The organism is Allobosea sp., from assembly GCF_017308015.1.
In the GTDB taxonomy this organism is placed as follows: Bacteria; Pseudomonadota; Alphaproteobacteria; order Rhizobiales; family Beijerinckiaceae; genus Allobosea.
On the sequence record NZ_JAFKFW010000007.1, the window covers coordinates 21,299 to 44,429 of the forward strand.

At 66.1% G+C, this 23,131-nt stretch carries 28 protein-coding genes; 15 read left to right on the plus strand and 13 right to left on the minus strand.

Features of this window, described 5'->3' with window-relative positions:
• Positions 1-26: 26 nt before the first annotated feature.
• Positions 27-338 (minus strand): metalloregulator ArsR/SmtB family transcription factor, encoded by a 312-nt coding sequence (locus J0I42_RS07910; RefSeq protein WP_291654284.1) that lies wholly within the window; start codon positions 336-338, stop codon positions 27-29.
• A 134-nt stretch (positions 339-472) separates the two neighbouring features.
• Here J0I42_RS07910 and J0I42_RS07915 point away from each other — a divergent pair, with 134 nt between their 5' ends.
• The 5 genes from J0I42_RS07915 to J0I42_RS07935 all read left to right on the plus strand — a co-directional run bounded on the left by J0I42_RS07915 (position 473) and on the right by J0I42_RS07935 (position 4,310).
• Complete coding sequence (locus tag J0I42_RS07915) at positions 473-1,375, plus strand: DMT family transporter (RefSeq protein WP_291654285.1); 903 nt, start codon at positions 473-475, stop codon at positions 1,373-1,375.
• A gap of 244 nt (positions 1,376-1,619) precedes the next feature.
• Complete coding sequence (locus J0I42_RS07920) at positions 1,620-2,078, plus strand: hypothetical protein (protein WP_291654286.1); 459 nt, start codon at positions 1,620-1,622, stop codon at positions 2,076-2,078.
• Positions 2,079-2,092: 14 nt separating this feature from the next.
• Positions 2,093-2,758 carry a ribonuclease T2 family protein gene (locus J0I42_RS07925; protein ID WP_291654287.1) on the plus strand — a complete coding sequence of 222 codons (666 nt, stop codon included), beginning with the start codon at positions 2,093-2,095 and terminating at the stop codon, positions 2,756-2,758.
• 61 nt (positions 2,759-2,819) lie between these two features.
• Positions 2,820-3,671 carry a 23S rRNA (adenine(2030)-N(6))-methyltransferase RlmJ gene (locus J0I42_RS07930; RefSeq protein WP_291654288.1) on the plus strand — a complete coding sequence of 284 codons (852 nt, stop codon included), beginning with the start codon at positions 2,820-2,822 and terminating at the stop codon, positions 3,669-3,671.
• A gap of 36 nt (positions 3,672-3,707) precedes the next feature.
• The gene (locus J0I42_RS07935; protein WP_291654289.1) at positions 3,708-4,310 is read left to right on the plus strand and encodes a glutathione S-transferase; all 603 of its coding nucleotides are present in this window, start codon (positions 3,708-3,710) and stop codon (positions 4,308-4,310) included.
• Between the two features lie 159 nt (positions 4,311-4,469).
• Here the strand turns inward: J0I42_RS07935 and J0I42_RS07940 are convergent, their stop codons facing one another.
• The gene (locus J0I42_RS07940) at positions 4,470-5,132 is read right to left on the minus strand and encodes an outer membrane protein (protein ID WP_291654290.1); all 663 of its coding nucleotides are present in this window, start codon (positions 5,130-5,132) and stop codon (positions 4,470-4,472) included.
• A 374-nt stretch (positions 5,133-5,506) separates the two neighbouring features.
• On the opposite strand from J0I42_RS07940, the gene J0I42_RS07945 reads away from it, so the two are divergent.
• Complete coding sequence (locus tag J0I42_RS07945) at positions 5,507-6,322, plus strand: glycosyltransferase family 2 protein (RefSeq protein WP_291654291.1); 816 nt, start codon at positions 5,507-5,509, stop codon at positions 6,320-6,322.
• On the plus strand, positions 6,315-7,061 hold the full coding sequence (locus J0I42_RS07950) for an SDR family oxidoreductase (protein WP_291654292.1): 747 nt from the start codon (positions 6,315-6,317) through the stop codon (positions 7,059-7,061). Before J0I42_RS07945 ends, J0I42_RS07950 begins: the two co-directional genes overlap by 8 nt.
• 22 nt (positions 7,062-7,083) lie before the next feature.
• Here J0I42_RS07950 and J0I42_RS07955 read toward each other — a convergent pair whose 3' ends face one another.
• The 9 genes from J0I42_RS07955 to J0I42_RS07995 all read right to left on the minus strand — a co-directional run bounded on the left by J0I42_RS07955 (position 7,084) and on the right by J0I42_RS07995 (position 13,126).
• Positions 7,084-7,368, minus strand: a complete 285-nt coding sequence (locus J0I42_RS07955; RefSeq protein WP_291654293.1) for a hypothetical protein — start codon at positions 7,366-7,368, stop codon at positions 7,084-7,086.
• Positions 7,369-7,504: 136 nt separating this feature from the next.
• Positions 7,505-8,269: a peptidoglycan editing factor PgeF gene (gene pgeF, locus J0I42_RS07960; RefSeq protein ID WP_291654294.1), complete on the minus strand. Its 765-nt coding sequence runs from the start codon at positions 8,267-8,269 to the stop codon at positions 7,505-7,507.
• 48 nt (positions 8,270-8,317) lie between these two features.
• The gene (locus tag J0I42_RS07965; RefSeq protein WP_291654295.1) at positions 8,318-9,409 is read right to left on the minus strand and encodes a class I SAM-dependent methyltransferase; all 1,092 of its coding nucleotides are present in this window, start codon (positions 9,407-9,409) and stop codon (positions 8,318-8,320) included.
• The gene (lgt, locus tag J0I42_RS07970; protein WP_291654296.1) at positions 9,406-10,260 is read right to left on the minus strand and encodes a prolipoprotein diacylglyceryl transferase; all 855 of its coding nucleotides are present in this window, start codon (positions 10,258-10,260) and stop codon (positions 9,406-9,408) included. Before lgt ends, J0I42_RS07965 begins: the two co-directional genes overlap by 4 nt.
• An 84-nt stretch (positions 10,261-10,344) precedes the next feature.
• The gene (locus tag J0I42_RS07975) at positions 10,345-11,364 is read right to left on the minus strand and encodes an NADP-dependent oxidoreductase (protein ID WP_291654297.1); all 1,020 of its coding nucleotides are present in this window, start codon (positions 11,362-11,364) and stop codon (positions 10,345-10,347) included.
• Between the two features lie 142 nt (positions 11,365-11,506).
• On the minus strand, positions 11,507-12,085 hold the full coding sequence (locus J0I42_RS07980; RefSeq protein ID WP_291654298.1) for a chloramphenicol phosphotransferase CPT family protein: 579 nt from the start codon (positions 12,083-12,085) through the stop codon (positions 11,507-11,509).
• Positions 12,086-12,174: 89 nt separating this feature from the next.
• Positions 12,175-12,435 (minus strand): hypothetical protein, encoded by a 261-nt coding sequence (locus J0I42_RS07985; RefSeq protein ID WP_291654299.1) that lies wholly within the window; start codon positions 12,433-12,435, stop codon positions 12,175-12,177.
• A 41-nt stretch (positions 12,436-12,476) separates the two neighbouring features.
• Complete coding sequence (rpsU, locus tag J0I42_RS07990; protein ID WP_291654300.1) at positions 12,477-12,779, minus strand: 30S ribosomal protein S21; 303 nt, start codon at positions 12,777-12,779, stop codon at positions 12,477-12,479.
• 137 nt (positions 12,780-12,916) lie between these two features.
• The gene (locus tag J0I42_RS07995; RefSeq protein ID WP_199092300.1) at positions 12,917-13,126 is read right to left on the minus strand and encodes a cold-shock protein; all 210 of its coding nucleotides are present in this window, start codon (positions 13,124-13,126) and stop codon (positions 12,917-12,919) included.
• 358 nt (positions 13,127-13,484) lie between these two features.
• Between J0I42_RS07995 and uvrC the strand changes: the two genes are divergently transcribed.
• The 5 genes from uvrC (at position 13,485) to J0I42_RS08020 (ending at position 18,167) form a co-directional block, all read left to right on the plus strand.
• On the plus strand, positions 13,485-15,602 hold the full coding sequence (gene uvrC, locus J0I42_RS08000; RefSeq protein ID WP_291654301.1) for an excinuclease ABC subunit UvrC: 2,118 nt from the start codon (positions 13,485-13,487) through the stop codon (positions 15,600-15,602).
• A gap of 153 nt (positions 15,603-15,755) precedes the next feature.
• Positions 15,756-16,367: a CDP-diacylglycerol--glycerol-3-phosphate 3-phosphatidyltransferase gene (gene pgsA / locus J0I42_RS08005; RefSeq protein WP_291654302.1), complete on the plus strand. Its 612-nt coding sequence runs from the start codon at positions 15,756-15,758 to the stop codon at positions 16,365-16,367.
• Entirely contained in the window at positions 16,364-16,657 is a 294-nt protein-coding gene (gene moaD / locus J0I42_RS08010; protein WP_291654303.1) for a molybdopterin converting factor subunit 1, read from the plus strand. The genes pgsA and moaD overlap by 4 nt, the downstream gene beginning before the upstream one ends.
• 3 nt (positions 16,658-16,660) lie before the next feature.
• On the plus strand, positions 16,661-17,128 hold the full coding sequence (locus tag J0I42_RS08015; RefSeq protein WP_291654304.1) for a molybdenum cofactor biosynthesis protein MoaE: 468 nt from the start codon (positions 16,661-16,663) through the stop codon (positions 17,126-17,128).
• Entirely contained in the window at positions 17,097-18,167 is a 1,071-nt protein-coding gene (locus tag J0I42_RS08020; protein ID WP_291654305.1) for a DUF1176 domain-containing protein, read from the plus strand. The genes J0I42_RS08015 and J0I42_RS08020 overlap by 32 nt, the downstream gene beginning before the upstream one ends.
• Before the next feature lie 127 nt (positions 18,168-18,294).
• On the opposite strand, the gene J0I42_RS08025 is transcribed toward J0I42_RS08020, so the two are convergent.
• Positions 18,295-19,182 carry a branched-chain amino acid aminotransferase gene (locus J0I42_RS08025; protein ID WP_291654306.1) on the minus strand — a complete coding sequence of 296 codons (888 nt, stop codon included), beginning with the start codon at positions 19,180-19,182 and terminating at the stop codon, positions 18,295-18,297.
• Positions 19,183-19,364: 182 nt separating this feature from the next.
• On the opposite strand from J0I42_RS08025, the gene J0I42_RS08030 reads away from it, so the two are divergent.
• The 3 genes from J0I42_RS08030 (at position 19,365) to J0I42_RS08040 (ending at position 22,161) form a co-directional block, all read left to right on the plus strand.
• Entirely contained in the window at positions 19,365-19,868 is a 504-nt protein-coding gene (locus tag J0I42_RS08030) for a MarR family winged helix-turn-helix transcriptional regulator (protein ID WP_465247660.1), read from the plus strand.
• A 95-nt stretch (positions 19,869-19,963) separates the two neighbouring features.
• The gene (locus tag J0I42_RS08035; RefSeq protein WP_291654307.1) at positions 19,964-20,707 is read left to right on the plus strand and encodes a response regulator; all 744 of its coding nucleotides are present in this window, start codon (positions 19,964-19,966) and stop codon (positions 20,705-20,707) included.
• 53 nt (positions 20,708-20,760) lie between these two features.
• Complete coding sequence (locus tag J0I42_RS08040; protein ID WP_291654308.1) at positions 20,761-22,161, plus strand: ATP-binding protein; 1,401 nt, start codon at positions 20,761-20,763, stop codon at positions 22,159-22,161.
• Here the strand turns inward: J0I42_RS08040 and J0I42_RS08045 are convergent.
• On the minus strand, positions 22,158-23,054 hold the full coding sequence (locus tag J0I42_RS08045; RefSeq protein WP_291654309.1) for a LysR family transcriptional regulator: 897 nt from the start codon (positions 23,052-23,054) through the stop codon (positions 22,158-22,160). The genes J0I42_RS08040 and J0I42_RS08045 overlap by 4 nt on opposite strands.
• Between the last annotated feature and the right edge of the window lie 77 nt (positions 23,055-23,131).

Consider the following 23,131-nt stretch of genomic DNA (forward strand, 5'->3'; position numbering starts at 1 on the left):
CCGGAGTGCCGGACCGAACGCGCCATTCAGTCCGGTGCTCCGGGTTCTGCGAGTTCCCGTTCCAGAAGATCGAGATGGCGCCCCCAGAAACGCCTGACCTTGCGCAGCCAGGCATCGAACGCTTCGAGCCCCGCCGGATCGAGCCGGTAGATCCGCTGCTGTCCGCGGACCTCGACCGTCACCAGCCCGGCTTCGCGCAACACCTTCAGATGCTGCGAGATTGCCGGCGCACTGGCACTGAAACAGGCGCCGATCTCCCCTGCGGAGAGCGCCCGCGCGCCCAGCATCTCGACGATGCTGCGGCGTGTCGGGTCGGCAAGGGCGGCGAAACGATCCATAGGCAGATAATTAATCTACAACTTAATTAAGTCAAAGATTAATTTTTGAAGCAACGGAGCCATGTCGAAACGCGGATTGCCACACACATCCAACTCCGCCAGTGGTGGCACGCCTTGGAGCCCTTTCACCCGACATGACCACCCGCAACGCCTCGCTCGCCGGCATCGCCATGATGCTGCTCGGCATCCTGCTGTTTTCGCTCAACGACGTGATGGGCAAGTGGCTGGTCGCGACCTACACGGTCGGCCAGCTCCTGCTGGTGCGCAGCCTCGCCGCGCTCGTCGTCATCCTGCCCTTCGTCTTCAGACAGGGCGTGCGCAGGACATTCCGGCCCGAGCGTCCCGGCCTGCAGGCCCTGCGCGTAATGTTCAGCTCGGGCGAGGTCGCGCTGTTCTATCTTGCCGTGACGTATCTGCCGCTCGCCGACGCGATGACGATCTGGCTGGCAGCGCCGGTGTGGGTGGTGATCCTCGCGGCATTGCTCCTCGGCGAACGCATCGACGGCCGTCGCTGGCTCGCCATCGCGCTGGGCTTCACGGGCGTCGCGGTCTCGCTCAATCCGAGCGGCGCGAGCCTGTCGATGCCCGCGCTGATCGCCGTGCTCGGCAGCTTCCTCTTCGCCGCGATGATGATCGCTGGGCGCCAGTTGCGCGGCACCCCCGATGTCACGCTGGTCGTCTGGCAGACGCTCGGCGCCCTCCTGATGGGGCTGGCGCTCCTGCCCTTCGGCTGGGTGACGCCGACGCTGAAGGATACCGCTCTCCTCGCCTTGCTCGGCATCGTCGCGATGGGCGCGCATATCTGCGTCACCCGCTCGCTCAAGCTGGCGGAAGCCTCGGTCGTCGTGCCCTATCAGTACACGCTGATCGTCTGGGCGCTGGTCTTCGGCTGGCTCGTCTTCGGCGACTGGCCGACGCCGGCGATGCTCTGCGGCGCGGCGCTGATCGTTGCCGCCGGTCTCTTCCTGCTTATTCTCGAACGCAGGACCTCCACGACACCGGCCGTACTCGAAACGACCGGCGCCGGAGCACCCTGACACGCCTTGCCCCGGGGGCGCCTTGTCGAGAGCGCCCGATGCCGGCCGCGTCGCCATCGGCCGCCCTTGGCCTGCCCGGCGGTGATATGGCCGACCCGATCGTGGTGCATCGCTCCGGGGCAGCCAGTCCGCACCAGCCCGCGTTTCAGGATGGCATCCCGCCGATGGCTCGACGCCTTGACCCTCGGCGCGTGCACAGCCATCGTGCGCGGCATCTTCGCCCTCCCATACGAGGCTTGATTCCATGCGCCGCGCCCTGCTGCGAACCGCCCTTGTTTCCTTCGCCTGCCTCACGGGCTTCGCGGCCAGCGCCGCGAACGGCCGTTTCGTCCACCCCCTGGACCGGGCGGAGAACCGCACCTTCGCAATGTACGGCAACCTTCCCGGCTGCGACGACCCTGCCGTGCTGAGCGAGGTCACCAGCCGCTTCAATTCGCGCGAGGACACCTATTGGGGCCCGCTCCAGGCTCTGTCCTATGACCGCATTTCGCAGATCGGCTACCGGAGCTGGGGCGCCGACTTCATCCCGCGGCGCTTCTGCAGCGGCCGCGTGCTGCTGAACGACGGCAAATTCCGCCGCGTCGACTATTCCGTGCGCGAGAATCTCGGTTTCTTCGGCCTGACCTGGAACGTCAACTGGTGCGTGAACGGCCTCGACCGGCAGCGCTCCTACGCGCCCGACTGCAAGATGGCGCGCCCCTGACGACGGCTCGTCCGATGATGAAACGGCTGGCGATCGCGGCTCTGGTGTTGTTCGGCTACGCCGGAACCGGTCATGCCCAAGGCTTCGGCCAGCGTGGCGGCGCGCCGGGCGATTTCGATTTCTATGTCCTGGCGCTGTCATGGTCGCCGGGTTTCTGCGAGCTCGACGGCGATCAGATGCGGAACCGCGAGCAATGCGGCGAAGGCGCCGGCCTGCGCTTCGTCGTGCACGGGCTCTGGCCACAGAACGAGCGTGGCTACCCCAGCGAATGCGGGCCCGCCGGCCGCACTCCCTCGCGGATCGCGATGGAACAGGCGGCAGGCCTGTTCCCCACCGAGGGCCTCGCCCGCTACCAGTGGCGCAAGCACGGCACCTGCACGGGCTCCAGCCCGAGCGACTATTTCCGCGATGTTCGCCGCGCCCGCGAGAAGGTCTCGATCCCGCCGATCCTGGCCAAGGCCGAGCGCGACCAGACCTGGACCGTGATCGACCTCGAACGCGCCTTCGCCGCCGCCAATCCGGGCCTGCGCCCGGACATGATGTCCGTCGCCTGCAGGCGCGGCGTACTGCAGGAGGTGAAGATCTGCCTGACCCGGGATCTGCGCAATTTCCGCTCCTGCCAGCAGGTCGACCGCTCCGGCTGCCGCGCACGCGAATTCACGGTTGTCGCGCCGCGCTGAGCGCCGCATCGCAGGATTTTGTTGCTTCCGGTCGGCGACCGCTTCCTCTACCAACTGCGGCATGAACTATCGTCATGGCTTTCACGCCGGAAACTTCGCCGATGTGCTGAAGCATGTCGTGTTGACGCGCATCCTGCTGCATCTCAACGCCAAGCCGACTCCCTATCGGATCATCGACACCCATGCCGGCAGCGGCCGTTACGATCTCGATTCGGACGAAGCGCTCAGGACCCATGAATGGAAGGATGGCGTGGCGCGGATCGACCGCTCACCTCTATCCCCCGCGGTCGAGGCCCTGCTCGCTCCCTATCGCGCCGCGCTTGAAGGCGCCCGCGCGCTCCACGGCTCCGGCACCTATCCCGGCTCGCCCTGGCTCTGCCGCCACGCGATGCGGCCCGACGACCGGCTGGTCGCCGCCGAACTGCATCCTCCGACCTACAGGAAACTCACCGAAGCGATCGGCCGCGACAGGCGCTGCATACCGCTCGCCATCGACGGCTGGACGGCCCTCAGGGCCAATGTTCCGCCGAAGGAACGCCGCGGCCTCGTCCTGATCGATCCGCCTTTCGAGGAGAAGGACGAGTTCGCCACGCTCGCGGCGCAGTTCATCGCGGCGCATCGCAAATGGCCGACCGGAATCTATGCGCTCTGGTATCCGATCAAAGGCAGCAGCGGAGTCGGGTCCCTGATGGATGCGATCGACGAGGCCGGCATCGGCCGGCTTCTGCGCCTGGAGATCGATGTCGATCGTCCGGAAGCCGCGGGAGGCCTCAGCGCGACCGGGCTCCTCGTCGTCAACCCGCCCTGGCGGTTGGCCGAGGAGGCGGAAACGCTGCTGCCGGCCCTGACGGAACGGCTCGCCCAGGGGCCACGGCCGCGCTATCACTGCGAGACGATCCGCCCCGACGGCTGATCGCTCGTTCTTCGCCCCGCATCAAGGATTCTGCCGATGCTCGTCCTGCGCTCCTCTCCTGCCTCCCCGTTCGGCCGCAAGGTCAAGATGGCGGCCATCGAACTCGGACTGATGGAACGCATCGAGATCGTGCCGGCGGATACGACCGATCCGGCGGAGGCGCTGCGCCAGCAGAACCCGCTCGGCAAGATCCCGACCCTGGTGCTGGAGGACGGAACGACGCTGTTCGATTCCCGCGTCATCGTCGATTATCTCGACCATCTCAGCGGCGGCAAGCTGATCCCGGGCGGCGAGGCCCGCTTCGCCCAACTGCGGCTGCAGGCCCTCGCCGACGGTATCTGCGACGCCGCATTGCTCAAGGTCTATGAAGGGCGTTTCCGCCCGGAGGAGGCCCGCAACGCCAACTGGGTCGCGCATCAGGAGGGCAAGGTTGCGCGCGGACTGGCAGCGCTCGAAGCGGCTCCGCCGGCCTTTGCGGACCGCCCCCGCATCGGCGAGATCGCGCTCGCCTGCGTATTGGGCTATCTCGACCTGCGTTTCGAGGGGCAATGGCGTACAGGCCACCCCAAGCTCGTCGCCTGGCTCGACGATTTCGCCGCCCGCGTTCCCGCTTTCGAAGCGACCCGCTTCAAGGGTTGACCGGCGCGACCACGTCGCAAACAGCCAGAACCATTTCGAAGCCGGCGATCTTGGTCGCCGGCTTTTTTTCGTCCCGCAGCGGCGGAAGACAGGCGATCGGACAACAAAAAACCCGGTGGCCGAGGCCACCGGGTCCGTTCTGTCTCCGGAAGGAGAGGATCAGAACTTGTAGCTGAGGCGAGCGCGGACGACCGAGAAGTCGTTGCCGATCTTGACGCCCGAGTTGAGCACGCTCTTCTCGCCAAGGTCGACGTACAGGTACTCGACGCCAGCGATGATGTTGTTGGTGACGGCATACTCAAGACCGCCGCCGAGGGCATAACCGCCGGTGTGGGACTTGTCGGTCGAGCCGAAGCCGCCGATCGTGGTCTTCACGTTGCCGTAAGCCCAACCACCGGTGACGTAGGGCATGAACCGGTCGAAGGCGACGCCGACGCGAGCGCGAACCGTGCCGAAGTAGTCGGTCTTGACGCGATCACCGAAAGCGTTGGTGCCGGTGCTCAGGTCAGCGGCCTGGAGGTCCGCCTCGAGGCCGAGAACGAACTGGCCCATCTGGTAGTTGTAGCCGATCTGACCGCCGCCGACGAAGCCGTCGGTGTTGCCGATCGAAACCGTGCGGCCGTTCCAGACGCTGCCGGCGTTCACGTTGCCCCAGCCGTAGCCGGCGTTGGCACCGAGGTAGAAACCGGTCCAGGAGAACACCGGCGGCATGTAGACCGGGGCAGCGACCGGGCCCTTGCGGGACGGCAGGTCAGCGGCCGAAGCGGCGCCAGCGGCGACGAGACCGAGCGCGGCAACGCTCGCAAGCAGATACTTCTTCATGACAAACTCCTTAGTCGTCGCTGACGCCGGAAAACCCGGCGGTTGATTTCGATGGACCCGTTATAAGACCGGGCGCCGGCTTTGTCTGTTGCATCGGAAGCACATCTGCCTTGCAGACCGCGGCAGAAATGCGGCACGAATGCGATAACTGAACGCAAACAGGTAAAAACAAGTTAACCTACCAGCGACTAGCCATCATGGTAAATCGAATACTAATAATAGCCCGACCGCCCGCTGGCGTAGGAATGTGGCCCGGCCTACAAACGCCACAGCTTTCCCAAGGTTCCCCGGCCGCCTCCCGCTTTTTCGGACTGTCTTGCCGCTCCGGGCCGAGCGTGCTTAAGCCTTAAGACGACAGGAACCGAAGAAGAACCGTGCCGCCCCTTTCGATTTTCATCATCACCCAGAACGAAGCGGACCGGATCGGCCGCACGCTCGAAGCGGCGCGAGGACTGAGCGACGACATCGTCGTCGTCGATTCCGGCTCGACCGACGGCACACAGACCCTGGCCGAGTCGCTCGGTGCCCGTGTCATCTCCAATGCCTGGCCGGGCTACGGCCAGCAGAAACGATTCGCCGAGGAGCAGTGCCGCCATGACTGGCTGCTCAATCTCGACGCCGACGAAGTCATCCCGCCCGATCTCGCCGCGGAGATTTCCGCCCTGTTCGCGGCTGGGGCGCCGCCGCGGGATGCCTACAAGGTGAGAATCGCCGAGATCTTTCCGGGCGAAGGAGCGCCGCACCGCTTCGCCTATGCGCTCTCGCCCGTGCGTCTCTATCGGAAGAGCAAGGGCCGCTACTCGGCTTCGCCCGTCCACGACAGGGTCGATCTGGCCCCGGACGCGCGCGTCGGACGCCTGCGCGGAACAGTGCATCATTTCTCTGTCCGCTCTCTCGGCGAGCAGATGGACAAGCTCAACGCCTATAGCGACGCCCAGGCCGACGATCTCGACGCGCGCGGCGCAACGCTCTCCGTCTTCCGGCTCGTCGTCGAGTTCCCCGCCAATTTCCTCAAGGCCTATATCGGTCGCCGCCACGCGCTGCGCGGCATCTACGGGTTCATGACCGCGATGAACTATGCCTTTTATCGCTACCTGCGCGTCGCCAAGCATTGGGAGCGCCGCCTGCAAAAGCGGGCTTCCGCCCAGCCAGCGTCTCCTCCCGCGAATGACGATGGCCGCAATGGCTGAGGTCGCTCTGGTCACGGGCGGCGCCCGGCGGATAGGCCGCGCCATCGTCGAAAAGCTGGCGGCTGCCGGCTATGCCGTCGCGATCCACCACGGCGACAGCCGCGAGGATGCCGAAGCCCTCCTGAAAAAGCTCGAAGCGAATGGGGCCAAGGCCTGCCTGCTGACTGCCGATCTGGTCGACCCGGCCGCGGTAGCGACCCTGATTCCCGCTGCGGAGGCGGCACTGGGGCCCGTTACGCTTCTCGTCAACAATGCCGCGAGCTTCGTCGCCGACGATGTCCGCTCGCTCGACATCGCCACCTGGAATCGTCAGTTCTCCATCAACCTGCGCGCGCCCTCTCAATTGGTCGGCATCATGGCGGAACACCTGCCCGCCGACGCGAAGGGAGCGGTTGTCAACATCGTCGACCAGCGCGTCTGGAAGCTGACACCGCAGTATTATTCCTACACCTTGACCAAGGCCGCCCTGCTCACCGCAACCCAAACACTCGCTCAGGCACTGGCCCCGCGAATCCGCGTCAACGCCGTCGGCCCCGGTCCGACCTTCCCCAACAGCTATGACGGTGCGAACCGATTGGAGCAGGAGGCTGCGGGAACATTGCTGGGGCGCCGGGTCCTGCCGGAGGAGATCGCCGAAGCCGTGCTCTATCTGGCGCGCGCCAGCACCGTGACCGGCCAGATGATCGCCGTCGATGCCGGCCAGCATCTCGGCTGGCGCACGCCGGACATCGTCGGCTGATCACGTCAGGCAGCGTACCGCCTCAAGCCGCCTTGTTCTTCAGCGCCCCGACGATCGCGGTCAGGATCGCGCCGCCGGCGCCGCCCGAGATCAGATTGGTCAGGATGCCTCCGACGCTGAGATTGCCGCCCTGCGCAGCCGCGCTGATCGCCGGCAGCAGGATCGGGATCAGTTGCCCGAGCGCACCACCGCCGATGAGACCGGCAATCGTGTTGCCGAGCGTCCCCAGGTCGAAGCTCGGGCTCGCCTTGCCGGCCGCATTGCCGCCGATCGCGCCAGCGATCAGGTTCATCAGAATCTGTTCCATCTCGGCTCCCGCATCTGGATGCATCGCCTGAGGACACACGCCCGCGAGGAAGCGATGCATTCCTCCGGCAGTGGGACGATGTATCGGCAGGAGCGATGCGACAAGCCGCCGCAGCGTTCCATCAACCGCTATTTGCTCAGTCCAGAGCGATAGCCGAGATCAGGCGGCCGTAATCGGGCTCGCCGCGATGGGTCGTGCGCCGGTAGCTGAAGAAGCGCTTTTCGTCGCCATAGGTGCACAGGCCCATGTCGACGAATCGGCCGATTCCCGCCTCCTGCGCCTTGAGCCCGATGAAAGCCGGCAGGTCGAACATCGCATGCGCAGCGCGCTCGGAGGATGTGAAGAAGCGCGCATAGGTCCGGTTCTCCGCCTTGAAGCGCTCGATGAATTCCGGCCCGACCTCGTAGGCCTTGGCGCTGATCGTCGGGCCGAGCACGGCGGTGATGCGCTCGCGCCGTGCGCCAAGCTTCTCCATCGCCGTCACCGTTGCACCGACGATACCGGTGAACGCACCCTTCCAGCCCGAATGCGCAGCGCCGATCACCCGCGCCTCGCTGTCGGCAAAGAGGATCGGCCCGCAATCGGCGGTGGAGATACCGAGCGCGACATGGGATGCTGTCGTCACCATGGCATCGGCCTTGGGGCGATCGCCCGGCCACGGTCCCGTGACCACCTCCACATCGGCGGAATGCACCTGGTAGAGGCTGATCAGGTTTTCCGGCGCGACTTCGAGATGTCGCGCCATCCGCGCCCGGTTCTGCGCAATCGCCGCCGGATCGTCGGCCGAGCCGAGCCCGCCGTTCAGCGATGCATAGATGCCGGTCGAGGAGCCGCCCTCGCGGGTGAAGAAGGCGTGACGGATGCCGGCTTCTCCGGCGAGTTCGCGGGCGGTGATGAACATGGGCGTGGCGATCCGGTTAGCGCGCGGCCGCGAGAGGCCACGCTGGGTTCAGCCCCGATCTGGCAGCCTATGAAGGTCAAATCCGGGCAGAGGCGGCAAGTTCCGCTGCGATAGCGCGAGAACCTTGAACAAATCCCCCATGCCGGTCTCGCCCGTCGCAATCAAACGGTCGAAGGCCGCGGAGATCGCGGCGCGCTGGTCGGGGCTCGCCTTGAGCGACAGCGCCTGCGCCCGCTGCGGCAGCCCCAGTGCCAGCATGAAGTCGCGCTGCGTCACCGGCCCATGAAGTGCGGCGCCGGCCTTCAGCGCGGCCTGCCCTATCCGCTCGAAATCGACATGGACGGTGAGATCCGCCTCGCCGGGCTCTGCGAGCGGCTCCACGAATTCATGCCGCTTCATCGCCTGCAGCGTATCGCCGAAACCCGAACGCTCCGAGCCGTAATCGATGAGCAGCGCCGCCCCGCCGGCCGACGCGATATGGCCGGCGATTTGTGCGGCGATATCGAGGGCGACGGCAGGCTGCTCGAACACGGAGCCGACCGGAGCCGCGATTCGCAGCGTCCCTTCACAGGCCGCGGCAAGACCGAAAGCGAGCTCGCCATCATCGCCGAGCCCCACCAGACGCTCCCGCCAGCCCTCCGGCGTCATCACGAACTGGTCGAGCGGCAGGGCATCGAGGAACTCGTTGGCGACCACGATGACAGGGCCGTCGAGTGCACCGGCAACCGTGTCGTGCCAGAACGGCTCGAACCCATTCAGCGCCGTCGCCTGCCGGCCGCGCAGCACCGGGCTGGTCTCTACGAGATGAACGGACAGCGCCGCGTGGAAACCGGACACGATCCGCGTCGCCCGAAGGATATCGGCCATCAGCGTTCCACGCCCGGGCCCGAACTCGATGAGCCGGAAGCGTGCCGGCGCCCCCATCGCCTGCCAGGCATGGGCGGCCCAAAGCCCGATCAGCTCGCCGAACATCTGGCTGATTTCCGGCGACGTTGTGAAATCGCCCCCCGCCCCCAGGGGATCGCGCGTCATGTAGTAGCCGTGGCGGGGATGGCCGAGCGCCAGCGCCATGTAGCGGCCGATGCCGATCGGCCCCTCCTGCCGGACCAGATCGAGGATCTCGGCCTTGAGCGTGGTCACGCCCGCGCCTCGCCCGGCATTTCGCGCTTGCTGCGCAGCACCAGCCACAGGCCGGCGAAGAACACCGGCAGCGAGAGCAGCATGCCCATGGTGATGCCGCCGGAGAGTGCGTCGACCGAGGTCCCGAACAGGAAGCCGAGCTGCGGATCGGGCTCGCGGAAAAACTCGCAGACGATCCGGGCGACCGCATAGCCCATGCCGAAGACGCCGGCGACGAAGCCCGGCCGTTTGAAGCCGCCGAACCGGACCAGGAGGTTCACCAGCACGAAGAGCAGCAAGCCCTCTGCAAAAGCCTCGTAGAGCTGGCTGGGATGGCGCGGCAGCGGCCCGCCATTCGGGAAAACCATCGCATAGGGGAAATCAGGCGCCGGCCGGCCCCAGAGTTCGCCATTGATGAAATTGGCGATACGTCCGAGCAGGAGTCCGATCGGCACCACCGCCGCGGCAAGATCGAACACCGACAGCGCCGGATAGCCGCGCCGCTTCGCGAAGAGCCACAGGCCCAGCGTCGCACCGATCAAGCCACCATGGAAGGACATGCCACCCTGCCAGATCGCGAAGATATCCTGCGGACGTTCGAGATAGCGCGCGAGATCGTAGAACAGCACGAAGCCGATCCGCCCGCCGAGCACCACGCCGAAGGCGACGAAAAGCAGCATGTCGTCGAGCTCGACGGCTTGAGGTCGCGCCCGCCCGCCCCAGAGCGCGTCCGAGGCGACGAGCTTGCGCGCATACCACCAGCCCCCGAGCAGGCCGACGACATAGGCGAGCCCGTACCATTTGATCGCCAAGGGTCCGAGCTGAACCGCGACGGGGTCGATCATCGGAAAGGGAACGGCGAAGACGGGCATGGCAAAGTCCGGTGGCGGGCGCGGCGAGATGGCCGCGCGCCCGCTCAATGGTCAAGGAAAAAGGCTGGCGCGTGGCGCCCTCGTTCAGAGCTCGACGATCAGCTTGCCGAAATTCTTGCCTTCCAGCAGGCCGATGAAGGCTTCCGGCGCGTTCTCCAGCCCCGTGACGATGTCTTCCTTGTACTTGACCGCGCCCTCGGCGATCCAGCGCGCCATCTCCTCCCGGAAGGTCGGCGCCTGCGCGGCCGCGAATTCGCGCTGGATGAAGCCGCGGATCATCAGGCTCTTTGAGAGAACGTCGCGCATCATCCCCGGCAGCCGGTCCGGCCCTGGAAATTCGCCGCTGGCATTGTACTGCGCGACAAGACCGCAGACCGGGATGCGCGCGAAGCTGTTGAGGAGCGGAAAGACGGCATCCCAGACATGCCCTCCGACATTCTCGAAATAGACGTCGATACCATCCGGGCAGGCCGCGGCGAGCTTCCTCGCCATCTCAGGATCGCGATGGTCGATCACCGCGTCGAAACCGAAGGTGTCGCGCACGAAGGCGCATTTCCCGGGACCGCCGGCAATGCCGACCGCCCGCGCGCCCTTGATCTTGGCGATCTGCCCGACGGCCGAGCCCACCGGCCCGCTCGCCGCCGCAACCACGACCGTCTCGCCGGGCTTCGGCTGGCCGATGGTCAACAGCCCGGCATAGGCGGTGAAGCCGGGCATGCCGAGCACGCCGAGCGCAGTCGTCAGCGGCGCGGCTTTCGAGTCGAGCTTGCGCAGTTGCGCAGCATTGGCCACCGCATAGGACTGCCAGCCGGAATGCGAGAGCACGATATCGCCCGGCTTGAAGCCCGGGTCGCGGCTCTCGATGACCTCGCCGACGGTCCCGCCTTCCATGGGCTGCCCGATCTCGGTTGCGGCGGCATAGGATTTCGCTGCGCTCATCCGGCCGCGCATGTAAGGGTCGAGCGAGAGATAAAGGATCCTGAGCAGCACCTGACCATCGGTGATCGCAGGGATCGCAGCGCGCTCCAGCCGGAAATTCTGCGGAAGGGGACGACCTGCCGGACGAGACGCGAGAACGATGCGAACGGCGTCGGGTTGGGACATGGGTTTCGATCCTCGTTATGAGCGGTGTGGGCCTGTCCCTCTCATATTGGCCTGGTCCTGCGCTGACGGCAGTCCCCTCGCCCTGCGTTCAGGGCCGATACCGGCGCGCCGTTGGCATGACGACCTGTCGGACAGGCCCGGCTCACTCCTGGTCGCGGCGCTGGCGCAATCGTTCGAACGCGGAGGGATGCGAGCGCGTCCGCCATGCGGCGATGACCGCCTCGGCACTGGCGTCGCGGTCCCGCATCCCATCGACCTCTAGATCGTAGACGCACCACGAATGGATGCGGTGGAAGTCGCGCCGGGCATCACCGATCGGCCTGTCGCCGCGCTCACGCTCGCGGCGTTCCAGCTCCTCCAGCGCGCAATGGACGCCGACGAAGAAGACATCCTGGCCGGCGAGCGTATCGGCAAGCCGCAGCAACCAGGCCTCGCTTTCCATGATGTGCTCGACGACGAGATCGTTGCCGGCCTCGACATAGGCGAGGAGCGAGCGTTCGAAGCCGAGGAAGAACGCTTCGCGCATGGCTCGCCAGTCAAACTCCCCGCTCTTGATCCGGGTTGTCGGCAGCACGCCGGAATCGCGGAGATGGTCGATCGAGATATGCCAGAACGGCCGGTCGATCCGGGCCTGTATGGCGCGGGCCAACGAGGACTTTCCGCTGCTCGATGCTCCGTTGAGCAGGATGATGCGGCCGGCAGACGGAGAGGCAATATTCATCGCACGCATGTTCCTCCATCCCGATACGGCCCGCATGCCCGACGGCGACCTGATGGCCGTCGGGCGGAAGCCGCATCAAGAGAAGAACGTCAGAGCGACTTCGCGGCAGCCCGGCTGGGACGCTTCGCTGCTGCCTTGGTCATAGAGGCCGCCGCCTTGGCCGCGGCCTCCTCGGCATCCCGGGCAAGGCGCAGCGCCCGCAGCTTCTCGGTCTTGAGCCGGGCCGCGCTGGCCTGATCTTCGAGAGCCTGCCAGGCCTCGAGGGCTTCCTTCCGGCGCAGCTCGGTCGTCTCGAACGCGGCCTGCGCCCGTGCCTTGATCTCGTCCAGCTTCATGTTTCGGCTCGACATGCGAAACTCCTACTCAACAGGCACGGATCGACGCTCGCCGATCAGACGGCGACCGGGCGTGGCGCTCCTGCCCCGGCACTCGCTCCGGCATTGGCTCCGGGGCGGCCCCTGCCAACGGGCTGCTTGCGCTTCGGCGCCGGCAGCAGACCCTCGCGCTGTGCCTGCTTGCGCGCGGCCTTCTTGGCGCGGCGGATCGCCTCGGCCTTCTCCCGCGTACGGCGTTCGGACGGCTTCTCGAACTCACGGCGCTGCTTCATCTCGCGAAACACGCCCTCGCGCTGCAGCTTCTTCTTCAGGACGCGGAGCGCCTGGTCGACATTGTTGTCCCGGACGAGAACTTGCATGGTCATCCTTTCCAGAAAGCACAAAGGGCCGGGCTTGATGATCCCGACCCTTCACTTACCGCTTGGTGCGAAACTTCGTGTCGTGGCGCCAGTACATCCGTGGTCGCCTCAAAGCGTCGTCGTTCCGCGCCCGGCAGTTATTCAGCTTGCAGGTTGTCGGCCGAGCTCTTGCCCGAGCGCTTGTCCTGAACGATCTCGTAGGAGATCTTCTGGCCGTCGCGCAGATCGCGCAGACCGGCGCGCTCGACGGCGCTGATATGGACGAAGACGTCCTGACCGCCATCGTCAGGCTGAATGAAACCGAAACCCTTGGTGGCATTGAACCACTTGACAGAACCAGAAGCCATTGGAGCCTCCCGCAAACATGCTTATCCAAGCCCCATGGAAAACATGCGGCGGCGAATTCGATCAGAGGAAGAAAATCATCAGCATGTCGCGCTCAAAGGGCGCGAATGGCCAAGTCATCAGGCCTAAATCGAATTTAACAGATAGGCGCTCATCGGCCCGATGTCAAATCGAAAACAGAAAGACGATCTCAGGATAACGAAAATGAGCGACGTCAGCGGCGAAAGACAACCTCCAGAAACCATCGCGGATTCTTTTCGAAACCGTCCCACGCCCGAGAAGCTCGCCGCAGTTGATTCAATCTTGAATCGATGTCCCTCCTGACATGACGAAGCCGCTCCGGCATCCTACATGCAGGCCATGAGTCGCGAACGCCAGGACGATCTGCCCCAGGACGAGTTCGAGGACGAGGAGGACATCCTCCCCGGCGCAGAGCCCGCGCTCGTCCTCGCGGAAGCCGCGCCCGGCGCGCTCAAGGCGGGCATCGAGGTCATCCAGCAATTCGCGAAGCACCTGCCGAACAGGCCCGGCGTCTACCGGATGTTCGATCGCGCCGGCGAAGTGCTCTATGTGGGCAAGGCCAAGAGCCTGAAGAACCGCGTCACCGCCTATGCGCGCGGCATGGCCCATACCAACGCCGTCGCCCGGATGATCGCCGAGACGGCCAACATGGAGTTCGTCACCACCGGCACCGAAACCGAAGCGCTGCTGCTCGAGTCGAACCTGATCAAGCAGCTCAGGCCGCGCTACAACGTGCTGCTGCGCGACGACAAGTCGTTCCCCTACATCCTGCTGACCGGCGACCATGACGCACCGGCGATCCTGAAGCATCGCGGCTCGCGCCAGCGCAAGGGCGATTATTTCGGCCCCTTCGCCTCGGTCTGGGCGGTGACGCGCACCATCGATGCCCTGCAGAAGGCCTTCCTGATCCGCACCTGCTCGGATTCCTTCTACGAGAACCGCACGCGCCCCTGCCTGCTTTTCCAGATCAAGCGCTGCGCCGCTCCCTGCACCGGCGAGATCTCGATCCCCGATTATCAGGCGCTCGCCAGCCAGGCGCGCGACTTCCTCTCCGGTCGCTCTTCGGCGGTGAAGCAGCTTCTTTCCGCCCGGATGCAGGAAGCGGCGGAGGAACTCGAGTTCGAAAAGGCCGCCCGCTATCGTGACCGCCTCGCCGCACTATCGGCCGTGCAGGCCGGGCAGGACATCAACACGCAAGGGGTAGAGGAGGCGGATGTCTTCGCCATCGACGAGCAGGCCGGGCAGTTCTGCGTCGAGATCTTCTTCTTCCGCAACCACCAGAACTGGGGCAACCGCGCCCTCTTCCCCCGCGCCGATCGCTCCCTGACGCCGGCCGAGGTGCTCGCCTCCGTCGTCGCGCAGTTCTACGACGACAAACCGCCGCCGCGCCTCGTGCTGCTCTCGCACCCGGTCGAGGAGATCGAGTTGATCGGCCAGGCCTTGTCGGCCCGGGCGGGCCGCAAGGTCGAGGTCGCCCATCCCAAGCGCGGCGAGCGTGCCGATCTCATGGCCCATGCCGTCAAGAATGCCCGTGAGGCTCTCGCTCGCAAGCTCGCCGACAATGCCGGCCAAAGCGCGCTGCTCGCCGCGCTCGGCGCCGCCTTCGGCATGGAGACGGCCCCGCGCCGGGTCGAGGTCTACGACAACTCGCATATCATGGGCACAAACGCGGTCGGCGGCATGATCGTGGCGGGGCAGGACGGCTTCGTGAAAAACCAGTACCGCACCTTCAACATCTCGGCCGACACCATCGCCGGCGACGATTTCGGCATGATGCGGGAGGTGCTGACACGCCGTTTCGCGAAGCTGGCGAAGGAAGAAGGCTTCTCCCTCGGCCCTCATTCTGCCGAAACCGCCGACACAGCCACCTCAAAGGATGCTCCAGGGGCCGAAGGAGCCTCGACGATCATCCTCGGCGAGAGGCCTGATGGCGCTGCCCAGGATGAAGGCCCGCGGAAGAAGGCCCGCAAGGCATCGAATCCGCGCAAGGACGAGGACGGCTTCCCCTCCCGTCCCGATCTCGTCATCGTCGACGGCGGCAAGGGCCAGCTCACAGCCGCGCTCAAGATCATGAAGGAGCTCGGCGCCGCCGATATCCCGCTCGTCGCCATCGCCAAGGGGGAGGATCGCAATGCCATGCGCGAGACCTTTCACATGGCGGGCCGCGAGCCCTTCAAGCTGCAGCCGCGCGATCCCGCGCTCTATTTCATCCAGCGCCTGCGCGACGAGGCGCACCGCTTCGCCATCGGCACGCACCGCGCCAAACGCAAACGCGAGACGATGAAGAACCCGCTCGACGAGATTCCCGGCATCGGCCCCTCGCGCAAGCGCGCGCTGCTCCTGCATTTCGGCACGGTGAAAGCGATCCAGCGTGCAAAGCTCGACGACCTCATGCGGACGCCCGGCGTCAATGCCGCGACGGCCAAGGCCGTGCATGACTATTTTCACGATGCGTAGTGCTGCCCGCAAAAGCACCGGAACCGTTTTTTCGCGGACGCCCGTTTTCGTCTTCGGACGCCCACCTTCGAAGGCGACGCGGTCGCGAAGTTCTGCCACATTCACGCGGTTGCGTGTTGACGCTACTGCCACCGCCTTGCTTTGGTGCATCCCGTGACGATTCTTCCAGACGCCATCAGGCGGCGCGGCCCCTGGTCGCTGCCCAACCTTCTCACCTACGGGCGGATCCTGGCGATCCCGGCCCTGGTGGCGATCCTGTTCTGGCCGCGCGACGACTGGATGCGCTGGCTCGCGCTGGGAATCTACACTGTCGCGGCCATCACCGACTATCTCGACGGGTACATCGCCCGCGCCTGGAGCCAGCAATCGGCGATCGGCCGCATGCTCGATCCGATCGCCGACAAGCTCCTCGTCGCCGCCTTGCTGCTGATGCTGGTCTATACCGGCCAGATCGAGGGCTGGACCCTCTGGGCCGCGATCGTGATCCTCTGCCGCGAGATCCTCGTCTCGGGCCTGCGCGAATTCCTCGCCGACCTCAAAGTCAGCGTTCCCGTCAGCAAGGTCGCGAAGTGGAAGACGACGGCGCAGCTCTTCGCGCTCGGCTTCCTCATCGCCGGCCCCGCCGGCGACAAGGTGCTGCCCGGCAATACCACGATCGGCATCGTCCTGCTCTGGGCCGCCGCCGGCCTGACGATCTATACCGGCTGGGACTATTTCAACGCGGGCATCCGCTATCTCGTCGAAGAGGACGAGCGCACGCCATGAGCAACGCGATCGCTAAGGCCGCGACGGGCGCGCGCCCCGTCCGCATCGTCTATTTCGCCTGGGTGCGCGAGCGCGTCGGCCTGCCCGAGGAGACGCTCGACATCCCCACCGATCTCGCCACCGTCGCCGATCTCGTGCGCTGGCTGAAGGCGCGCGGCGAGGGTTACGAGGCCGCCTTCTCCGATGAGGCAATCGTGCGCGCCGCGCTCGACCATGTCCACGCCAAGCCGCAGGCCCGGCTCGGGGACGCTCGCGAGATCGCTTTCTTCCCGCCGATGACGGGCGGCTAGACCGTGATCTCACCCCTCGTCCGTATCCAGCGCGGGGATTTCTCGCTCCAGGACGAGATCGACGCGCTCCCGGCCGGCCGCGCCGACATCGGCGCCGTCGTCTCCTTCATCGGGCTCTGTCGCGACGAGGCCGGCACGCTCGCCGCGCTGGAGCTGGAGCACTATCCCGGCATGGCAGAGGCCGAAATCGCCCGCGTCGCCGCCGAGGCGGTAGAACGCTGGCCGTTGATGGGGCTCGTCGCGATCCACCGCTACGGACTGGTCAGGCCAGGCGACCAGATTGTGCTCGTGCTGGCGGCCTCCGCCCATCGCCGCGCCGCCTTCGAGGCCGCTGATTTCATGATGGACTACCTCAAGACCCGCGCTCCGTTCTGGAAGCGCGAGCACCGCGCCGACGGTACGCTCGGCGGCTGGGTCGAAGCCAAGGCGGATGACGACGATGCGGCGAAGCGCTGGGACCTGGCACCCTGACGGCCTGAGGGGCGCGGCCCTTGGCATCGGCCTTGCCATGCTCTCGCCTGTTGCCTTCGCAGCAGATCCGGAGCCGAAGACCTTTCGCGACTGGATGGCCGGCTGCGACAATGTCAAGACCTGCACGGCCGTCTCGTTGCCGGCCGAAACAGCCGACCCGATCGCCTACCTGCACCTCGAACGTCCCGCCGGCCCGGATGGAGCGGCAAGCCTCCGGCTCAGGCTGCGCGGCGACTGGAAGACGCCGCCGCGGACGGTCCAGCTCAAGCTCGACGGCGCCGCCTTCCCTGCCGGCGGCAAGCCGTTTGCCATTGCCGCCGATGCCGATCTGGCAACGCTGACATTCTCGGCCGAGGATACGGCCGCGCTGATCGACGCCGCGCGCAAGGCGACGAAACTGAGCGTGACGACATCCGGCCTGACCGGCAGCGTCTCGCTCGCCGGCTCGGTCGCGGCGATGCTCTGGATCGACGAGCAGCAGGGCCGGCTCGGCACGACCGCGGCACTCATCCGCAAGGGCACGAATGCGGCCGTGCCGCCGGCCCCGGCCCTGCCGGTGGTCGCAGCGGTCCCGGCCCCGCCCATGCTCGATATGAAGACCGGCAAGCAGCAGGCCGCCAGCCTGCGTGCCGGATTGAAGAAGAGCAGTCCCGATTCCTGCGAGGACGATACTGCTCTGGCTGAACAAGATAAGGCCTGGGCGATCGGCAACAAGCGCGTGCTGGTCGCACTCGCCTGCTCGCGCGGCGCCTACAACCTGTCCTCCTCGTTTTTCATCATGCCCGAGGGCGAGCCTGCCAAGGCAGTGCCGCTCAGCTTCGCGGATGGCCGCAACGATCTGACCAATGCGAGCTTCGATCCGCGCACCGGCCATATCGCCTTTTCCGACAAGGGCCGCGGCATCGGCGATTGCGGCGCGACCGGCGGCTATGCCTGGACCGGCAGCGCCTTCGTCCAGACCGAGCTCAGCATGATGGGCGAATGCCGCGGCATCGGCTCCGAGGACTGGATCACGCTGTATCGCAGCAAAAGGAAGTGAACAGCGTCATTCTCGGGCGGCGCTAAGGCTTCCACCCGAGAATCTCATGCAGAACCACCTTTGCCATTCCGGGTTCGCACCTGTGGCGCGCCCCGGAACGACAACGAAGGGTGAGGCTAGCGGACGATCACGCCGCCTTCGTCTGCGAGCGCACCGCCGCCGAATAATCTTCCATCACCACCTTGCCCATGTTGCCAGTGATGAAGTTGTACGGGCCGATCTCGGAGACCAGCGTCACCTCGGCAGCCGAGCCCGTGATGAAGCACTCGTTGAAGCTCTCGAGCTCTTCCGGACGGATGCGCCGCTCGACCACCTCGAAGCCGCGCTGGCGGCAGAGGTCGATCACCGACTGGCGGGTGATTCCGTTCAGGAAGCGGTCGGCCAGCGGCGTATGGATCACGCCGTCCTTGATGAAGAAGATGTTGGCGCCGGTGCATTCGGCGACATTGCCTTCCCAGTCGAGCATCATCGCATCGGCATAGCCGGCGCGCTCGGCCTTGTGCTTGGAGAGCGAGCAGATCATGTACAGGCCCGCGGCCTTGGCATGGACCGGCGCGCAGGCAGGATCGGGCCGGCGATAATCCGCGACGTCGAGGCGGATGCCCTTCAGCTTCGCCGCCATGTCGAACATGCTCGGCCATTCCCACACGGCGATGGCGGTGTGAATTGTGTTGTTCATGCCTGAGACCGCCATCATCTCCGAGCCGCGCCAGGCGACCGGACGGATATAGGCGTCCTTCAGACCGTTCTCCTTCAGGCAGAGGTACTTGGCCTCGTCGAGTTCGGCGACCGAATAGGGGATCGTGAAATCCATGATCTCGGCCGACTTGTGGAAGCGCTGCGAGTGCTCGGTGCACTTGTAGATCACGCCGTCATAGGAGCGCTCGCCCTCGAAGATGCACGAGCCATAGTGGAGCCCGTGGGTCAGTACGTGAATCCGGGCGTCCTTCCATGGCACAAGCTTGCCGTCGAACCAGATGACGCCGTCGCGCTGGTCGAAAGGAATGACTGACATGGACCTTCTCCTGGGAGCTCGTTTCCGGAAATCGGGCACAGCCGTTTTCGGAACGCAAGCGCGAGTCTAAAGCTGCGCCGCAGCGGCACGTTTTGAAATAATCGTTCGCTCAGCGCCCTTGACCGGTAATCTTGCGTCTGAGATATGTCAATAAGGCTGACCCAAATTTTTGGACGCGCGTTTTGGCCCTATCCCCCTCCGATATCGACGACCTGCCGCTCAGGCCCTCCTCCGAGGCCGTGCCGCACGACCTGATCGAGCTCCTGTTCTTCGCCTATCGCGACTTCGTCGGCGACCCCGACCGCATCCTCGCCGATTACGGATTCGGCCGGGCCCATCACCGCGTGCTGCACTTCGTCCAGCGCCGGCCGGGGCTGACCATCGCCGAATTGCTCGACATCCTGCAGATCACCAAGCAGAGCCTCAACCGCGTCCTCAAGGAACTGGTCGAGAAGGGCTATATCGAGCAGCGCACCGGCCGGCAGGACAAACGCCAGCGCCATCTCCACACCACGGCCTCCGGCCAGGACCTGGCGCTGCGCCTCGTGCGTCTCCAGGCGAGGCGCATCAACCGCGCGCTTGAAGGGGCCGGCCCCGATGCCGCCGCGATCGCCGCGCGTTATCTCGCCGCCCTGATCGACCCCGCCGAACGGCCCAAGGTGGAGCGCCTTCTCGACAAGGCATAGAGTTTCCTCGGCGGCGACCGGCTCCCTGCGTTATGCTATGGGAGCCCTGCACTGCGAGCGCGCCGGCCGAGGCCGGCGGAGGAGAAAGGCGCGAGATGATCGCAACCGAGACCCTGGCGAAGCCGGCCCGCAAGCCCCTGCCCGACGAGGCGCCACATATCCTCGTCGTCGACGACGACCGGCGCCTGCGCGAATTGCTGGGGCGCTTCCTCGGCGACAACGGCTATCGGGTAACGACGGCGGCCAATGCGGCGGAAGCCGATACGCGGCTGGGCAATCTCGTCTTCGACGCGATCGTGCTCGACGTGATGATGCCGGGCGAGAACGGCTTCGACTTCGCCCGCCGCTTCCGCGGCGGCTCCGCCGTGCCGATCCTGATGCTGACCGCCCGCGCCGACGGCAAGGATCGTATCAACGGGCTCGAGATCGGCGTGGACGACTATCTCTCGAAGCCGTTCGAGCCCCGCGAGCTGCTGCTGCGGCTCGGCAATATCCTGAAGCGCACGCTGATCGTCGAAGCAGCGCAATCCGGCACGCGGCCGGATTTCGTTCGCTTCGGTCCGTTCGTCTACGGGCTGGCGCGCGGCGAATTGCACAAGGGCGATGAGACCATCCGCCTGACCGAGCGAGAGCGCGAGATTCTGACCGCCCTGGCGGAACGGGCGGGCGAGGTCGTGCCACGCGAGGAACTGGCCGCGCAGGGCTCCGCCTCCAATGACCGTACCGTCGATGTGCAGATGAACCGTCTCCGCCGGAAGGTGGAGCGCGACCAGGCCGATCCGCTCTATCTCCAGACCGTGCGCGGCGTCGGCTACAGGCTGGTGACGGACCGGACGTGACGCCGCTGCAACCCGGCAGAAAAGGCTCGACCGCGCTGCGCTCCGTCGCGCGCATGCTAACGCGTGCCGTCGCCGGGCTGGAGCAGGCGCTGGAAAACCTCGGCAGGGCCGTGCGCCCAACAGTGAAGCGCATCGGCCGGCCTTTGCAGATCATTGCGCGCTACATGCCGAAGGGCCTCTACCCGCGCGCGCTCGTCATCGTCATCGCGCCGGTTGTTCTGCTGCAATCGGTCATCGCCTATGTCTTCATGGAGCGGCACTGGCAGACGGTGACGCAGCGCCTGTCCTCTGCCGTCTCCGCCGACATCGCCATGCTGATCGATGTCTACGAGAGCTACCCGCAGGATGCCGACACCGCGACGCTGTCGCGCATCGCGGCCGAACGGCTCGGCATGGACCTCGACATCATCCCCGATTCCGACCTGCCCGCCCCCGGGCCGCGCCCCTTCTTCTCATTGCTCGACAGCGCGCTCTCGACCGAGCTCAGCCAGCAGGTCGCGCGTCCCTTCTGGCTCGACACGGTCGGCCGCTCCAGCCTGATCGAGATCCGGATCAAGCTCGGCAAGGACGTGATGCGCATCCTGACCCGGCGCAATTCGGCCTATGCCTCGAACAGCCATATCTTCCTGCTCTGGATGATCGGGACATCGCTGATCCTGCTGACCATCGCGGTGCTGTTCCTGCGCAACCAGATCCGTCCGATCCTGAAGCTCGCCGATGCGGCGGAAGCTTTCGGCAAGGGGCGCGACGCCGATTTCCGGCCACGCGGAGCGCGCGAGGTCCGCCGCGCCGGCAATGCCTTCATCGAGATGAAGCGGCGCGTCGAGCGCTCGATCGGCGAGCGCACGACGATGCTGAACGGCGTCAGTCACGATCTGCGCACCATCCTCACGCGCTTCAAGCTCTCGCTCGCCCTGTTGGAGCGGTCCTCCGAGATCGAGGCGCTGGAGAAGGATGTCGACGAGATGAGCCGCATGCTGGAGGACTATCTCGCCTTCGCCCGCGGCGACGCCGGCGAAACCGCCGTCGAGACCGATATCCGTTCGCTGCTCGAGGATCTGAAATCCGATGCCGAGCGGCAGGGCCACCAGACCGAACTGACGGTAGAGGGCGATCCGCTCGTCGTGATCCGCCCGGACGCCTTCCGGCGCCTGCTGACCAACCTGGTCTCCAATGCCGCCCGCTACGGTGACCGCATCGCCATCCGCGCGACCCATGACGCACGCTACCTGATCGTGATGGTCGACGACGACGGCCCCGGCATCCCGCCCGACCAGCGCGAGGATGTCTTCCGACCCTTCTTCCGGCTCGACGAAGCCCGCAATGTCGATGGCGGCGGCACCGGCCTCGGACTTGCCATCGCCCGCGACATCGCCCGCGCCCACGGCGGCGACATCATCCTCGTCGATTCGCCGTTGGGCGGCCTGCGCGCAACGGTACGGCTGCCGGTCTAGACTGCGATCGGTGCGAGTTCAGGCAGGCGCGCCACCGCGTGGTCGATGAAGGCCCGCACGCGCGGCGACGGCTGCCGGCCTCCCGGCACCAGGAGCTGCACCGGCAATGGCGGCGGCTCGAAGTCCGGGAGCAGGCGCACCAGCGTCCCCGCAGCGAGATCCTCCGCCGCCTGATAGGACAGCACTCGCGCCAGCCCCCGCCCCGCCCGCGCCGCGATCAGCACGGACTCGATCTCGTTGACGATCAGGCGCGGCGTCAGCACGACGGCGCTGCCTGAGCGCTGCCCGCCGAAGCGCCAGGTGAGCGTCTGGTTGGCTGCGACGCTCGCGATCGTCTCATGCGCCGCGATGTCGGCAGGCCGCCGCAAGGGCGGGCAGCTCGCGAGATAGGACGGAGCCGCCACGAGGATGCGCCGGACCTCCCCGACCTTACGCATCAGCAAACCGGAATTCGGCAGCGGTCCGATCCGGATCGCAAGCTGGAGGTCTTCCTCGATCAGATCGAGATTGCGGTCCGCCAGCACGAGTTCGACCTGGACCTGCGGATAGCGATCGAGGAACTCGCTCACCAATGGCGTGACATGCCGCCGGCCGAACGAGAGCGGCGCAGTGATACGCAGCAGGCCGCTGACCGGCACGGCCGCCGCGACGCCCAGCGCCGCCTCGTAATCGGCGAGCAGGCGCCGGGCCGTCGCGGCAAGCTCGCGGCCGGCATCGTTCGGCGTCAGGCGCCGCGTCGTTCGCGCGATCAGTTGCGCCCCGACCCGCTCCTCCAGGCCGGCAAGCGCCCGCGTCACGGCCGGGCGCGACTTGCGCAGACGTCGCGCTGCACCCGCGAGGCTGCCGGCATCGACGATCGCGACGAAGATCGCCAGTTCCTCGATCCGATCCACCGCATCGTTCCGTAAATTGAAATTCTGATTTTAATCGATAGCGGATTTCGGAGTTTCAGAGAAACGATCATGATCCT

What these genes read in the sequence shown, in the direction of transcription:
- pgeF (WP_291654294.1), bottom strand. Translation starts at nt 8,269, where the DNA reads ATGTTCATCACCGCCCGCGAACTCGCCGGAGAAGCCGGCATCCGTCAC.
- J0I42_RS07995 (WP_199092300.1), bottom strand. Translation starts at nt 13,126, where the DNA reads ATGGCTTCTGGTTCTGTCAAGTGGTTCAATGCCACCAAGGGTTTCGGT.
- J0I42_RS08035 (WP_291654307.1), top strand. Translation starts at nt 19,964, where the DNA reads ATGATCGCAACCGAGACCCTGGCGAAGCCGGCCCGCAAGCCCCTGCCC.
- J0I42_RS07935 (WP_291654289.1), top strand. Translation starts at nt 3,708, where the DNA reads ATGCTCGTCCTGCGCTCCTCTCCTGCCTCCCCGTTCGGCCGCAAGGTC.
- J0I42_RS07925 (WP_291654287.1), top strand. Translation starts at nt 2,093, where the DNA reads ATGATGAAACGGCTGGCGATCGCGGCTCTGGTGTTGTTCGGCTACGCC.
- lgt (WP_291654296.1), bottom strand. Translation starts at nt 10,260, where the DNA reads ATGCCCGTCTTCGCCGTTCCCTTTCCGATGATCGACCCCGTCGCGGTT.
- J0I42_RS08020 (WP_291654305.1), top strand. Translation starts at nt 17,097, where the DNA reads ATGCGGCGAAGCGCTGGGACCTGGCACCCTGACGGCCTGAGGGGCGCG.
- J0I42_RS07940 (WP_291654290.1), bottom strand. Translation starts at nt 5,132, where the DNA reads ATGAAGAAGTATCTGCTTGCGAGCGTTGCCGCGCTCGGTCTCGTCGCC.
- J0I42_RS07910 (WP_291654284.1), bottom strand. Translation starts at nt 338, where the DNA reads ATGGATCGTTTCGCCGCCCTTGCCGACCCGACACGCCGCAGCATCGTC.
- J0I42_RS07955 (WP_291654293.1), bottom strand. Translation starts at nt 7,368, where the DNA reads ATGGAACAGATTCTGATGAACCTGATCGCTGGCGCGATCGGCGGCAAT.
- uvrC (WP_291654301.1), top strand. Translation starts at nt 13,485, where the DNA reads ATGAGTCGCGAACGCCAGGACGATCTGCCCCAGGACGAGTTCGAGGAC.
- J0I42_RS08025 (WP_291654306.1), bottom strand. Translation starts at nt 19,182, where the DNA reads ATGTCAGTCATTCCTTTCGACCAGCGCGACGGCGTCATCTGGTTCGAC.
- J0I42_RS07930 (WP_291654288.1), top strand. Translation starts at nt 2,820, where the DNA reads ATGAACTATCGTCATGGCTTTCACGCCGGAAACTTCGCCGATGTGCTG.
- J0I42_RS07985 (WP_291654299.1), bottom strand. Translation starts at nt 12,435, where the DNA reads ATGTCGAGCCGAAACATGAAGCTGGACGAGATCAAGGCACGGGCGCAG.
- J0I42_RS07980 (WP_291654298.1), bottom strand. Translation starts at nt 12,085, where the DNA reads ATGAATATTGCCTCTCCGTCTGCCGGCCGCATCATCCTGCTCAACGGA.
- J0I42_RS07915 (WP_291654285.1), top strand. Translation starts at nt 473, where the DNA reads ATGACCACCCGCAACGCCTCGCTCGCCGGCATCGCCATGATGCTGCTC.
- J0I42_RS07950 (WP_291654292.1), top strand. Translation starts at nt 6,315, where the DNA reads ATGGCTGAGGTCGCTCTGGTCACGGGCGGCGCCCGGCGGATAGGCCGC.
- J0I42_RS07920 (WP_291654286.1), top strand. Translation starts at nt 1,620, where the DNA reads ATGCGCCGCGCCCTGCTGCGAACCGCCCTTGTTTCCTTCGCCTGCCTC.
- rpsU (WP_291654300.1), bottom strand. Translation starts at nt 12,779, where the DNA reads ATGCAAGTTCTCGTCCGGGACAACAATGTCGACCAGGCGCTCCGCGTC.
- J0I42_RS07975 (WP_291654297.1), bottom strand. Translation starts at nt 11,364, where the DNA reads ATGTCCCAACCCGACGCCGTTCGCATCGTTCTCGCGTCTCGTCCGGCA.
- J0I42_RS08040 (WP_291654308.1), top strand. Translation starts at nt 20,761, where the DNA reads ATGCTAACGCGTGCCGTCGCCGGGCTGGAGCAGGCGCTGGAAAACCTC.
- moaD (WP_291654303.1), top strand. Translation starts at nt 16,364, where the DNA reads ATGAGCAACGCGATCGCTAAGGCCGCGACGGGCGCGCGCCCCGTCCGC.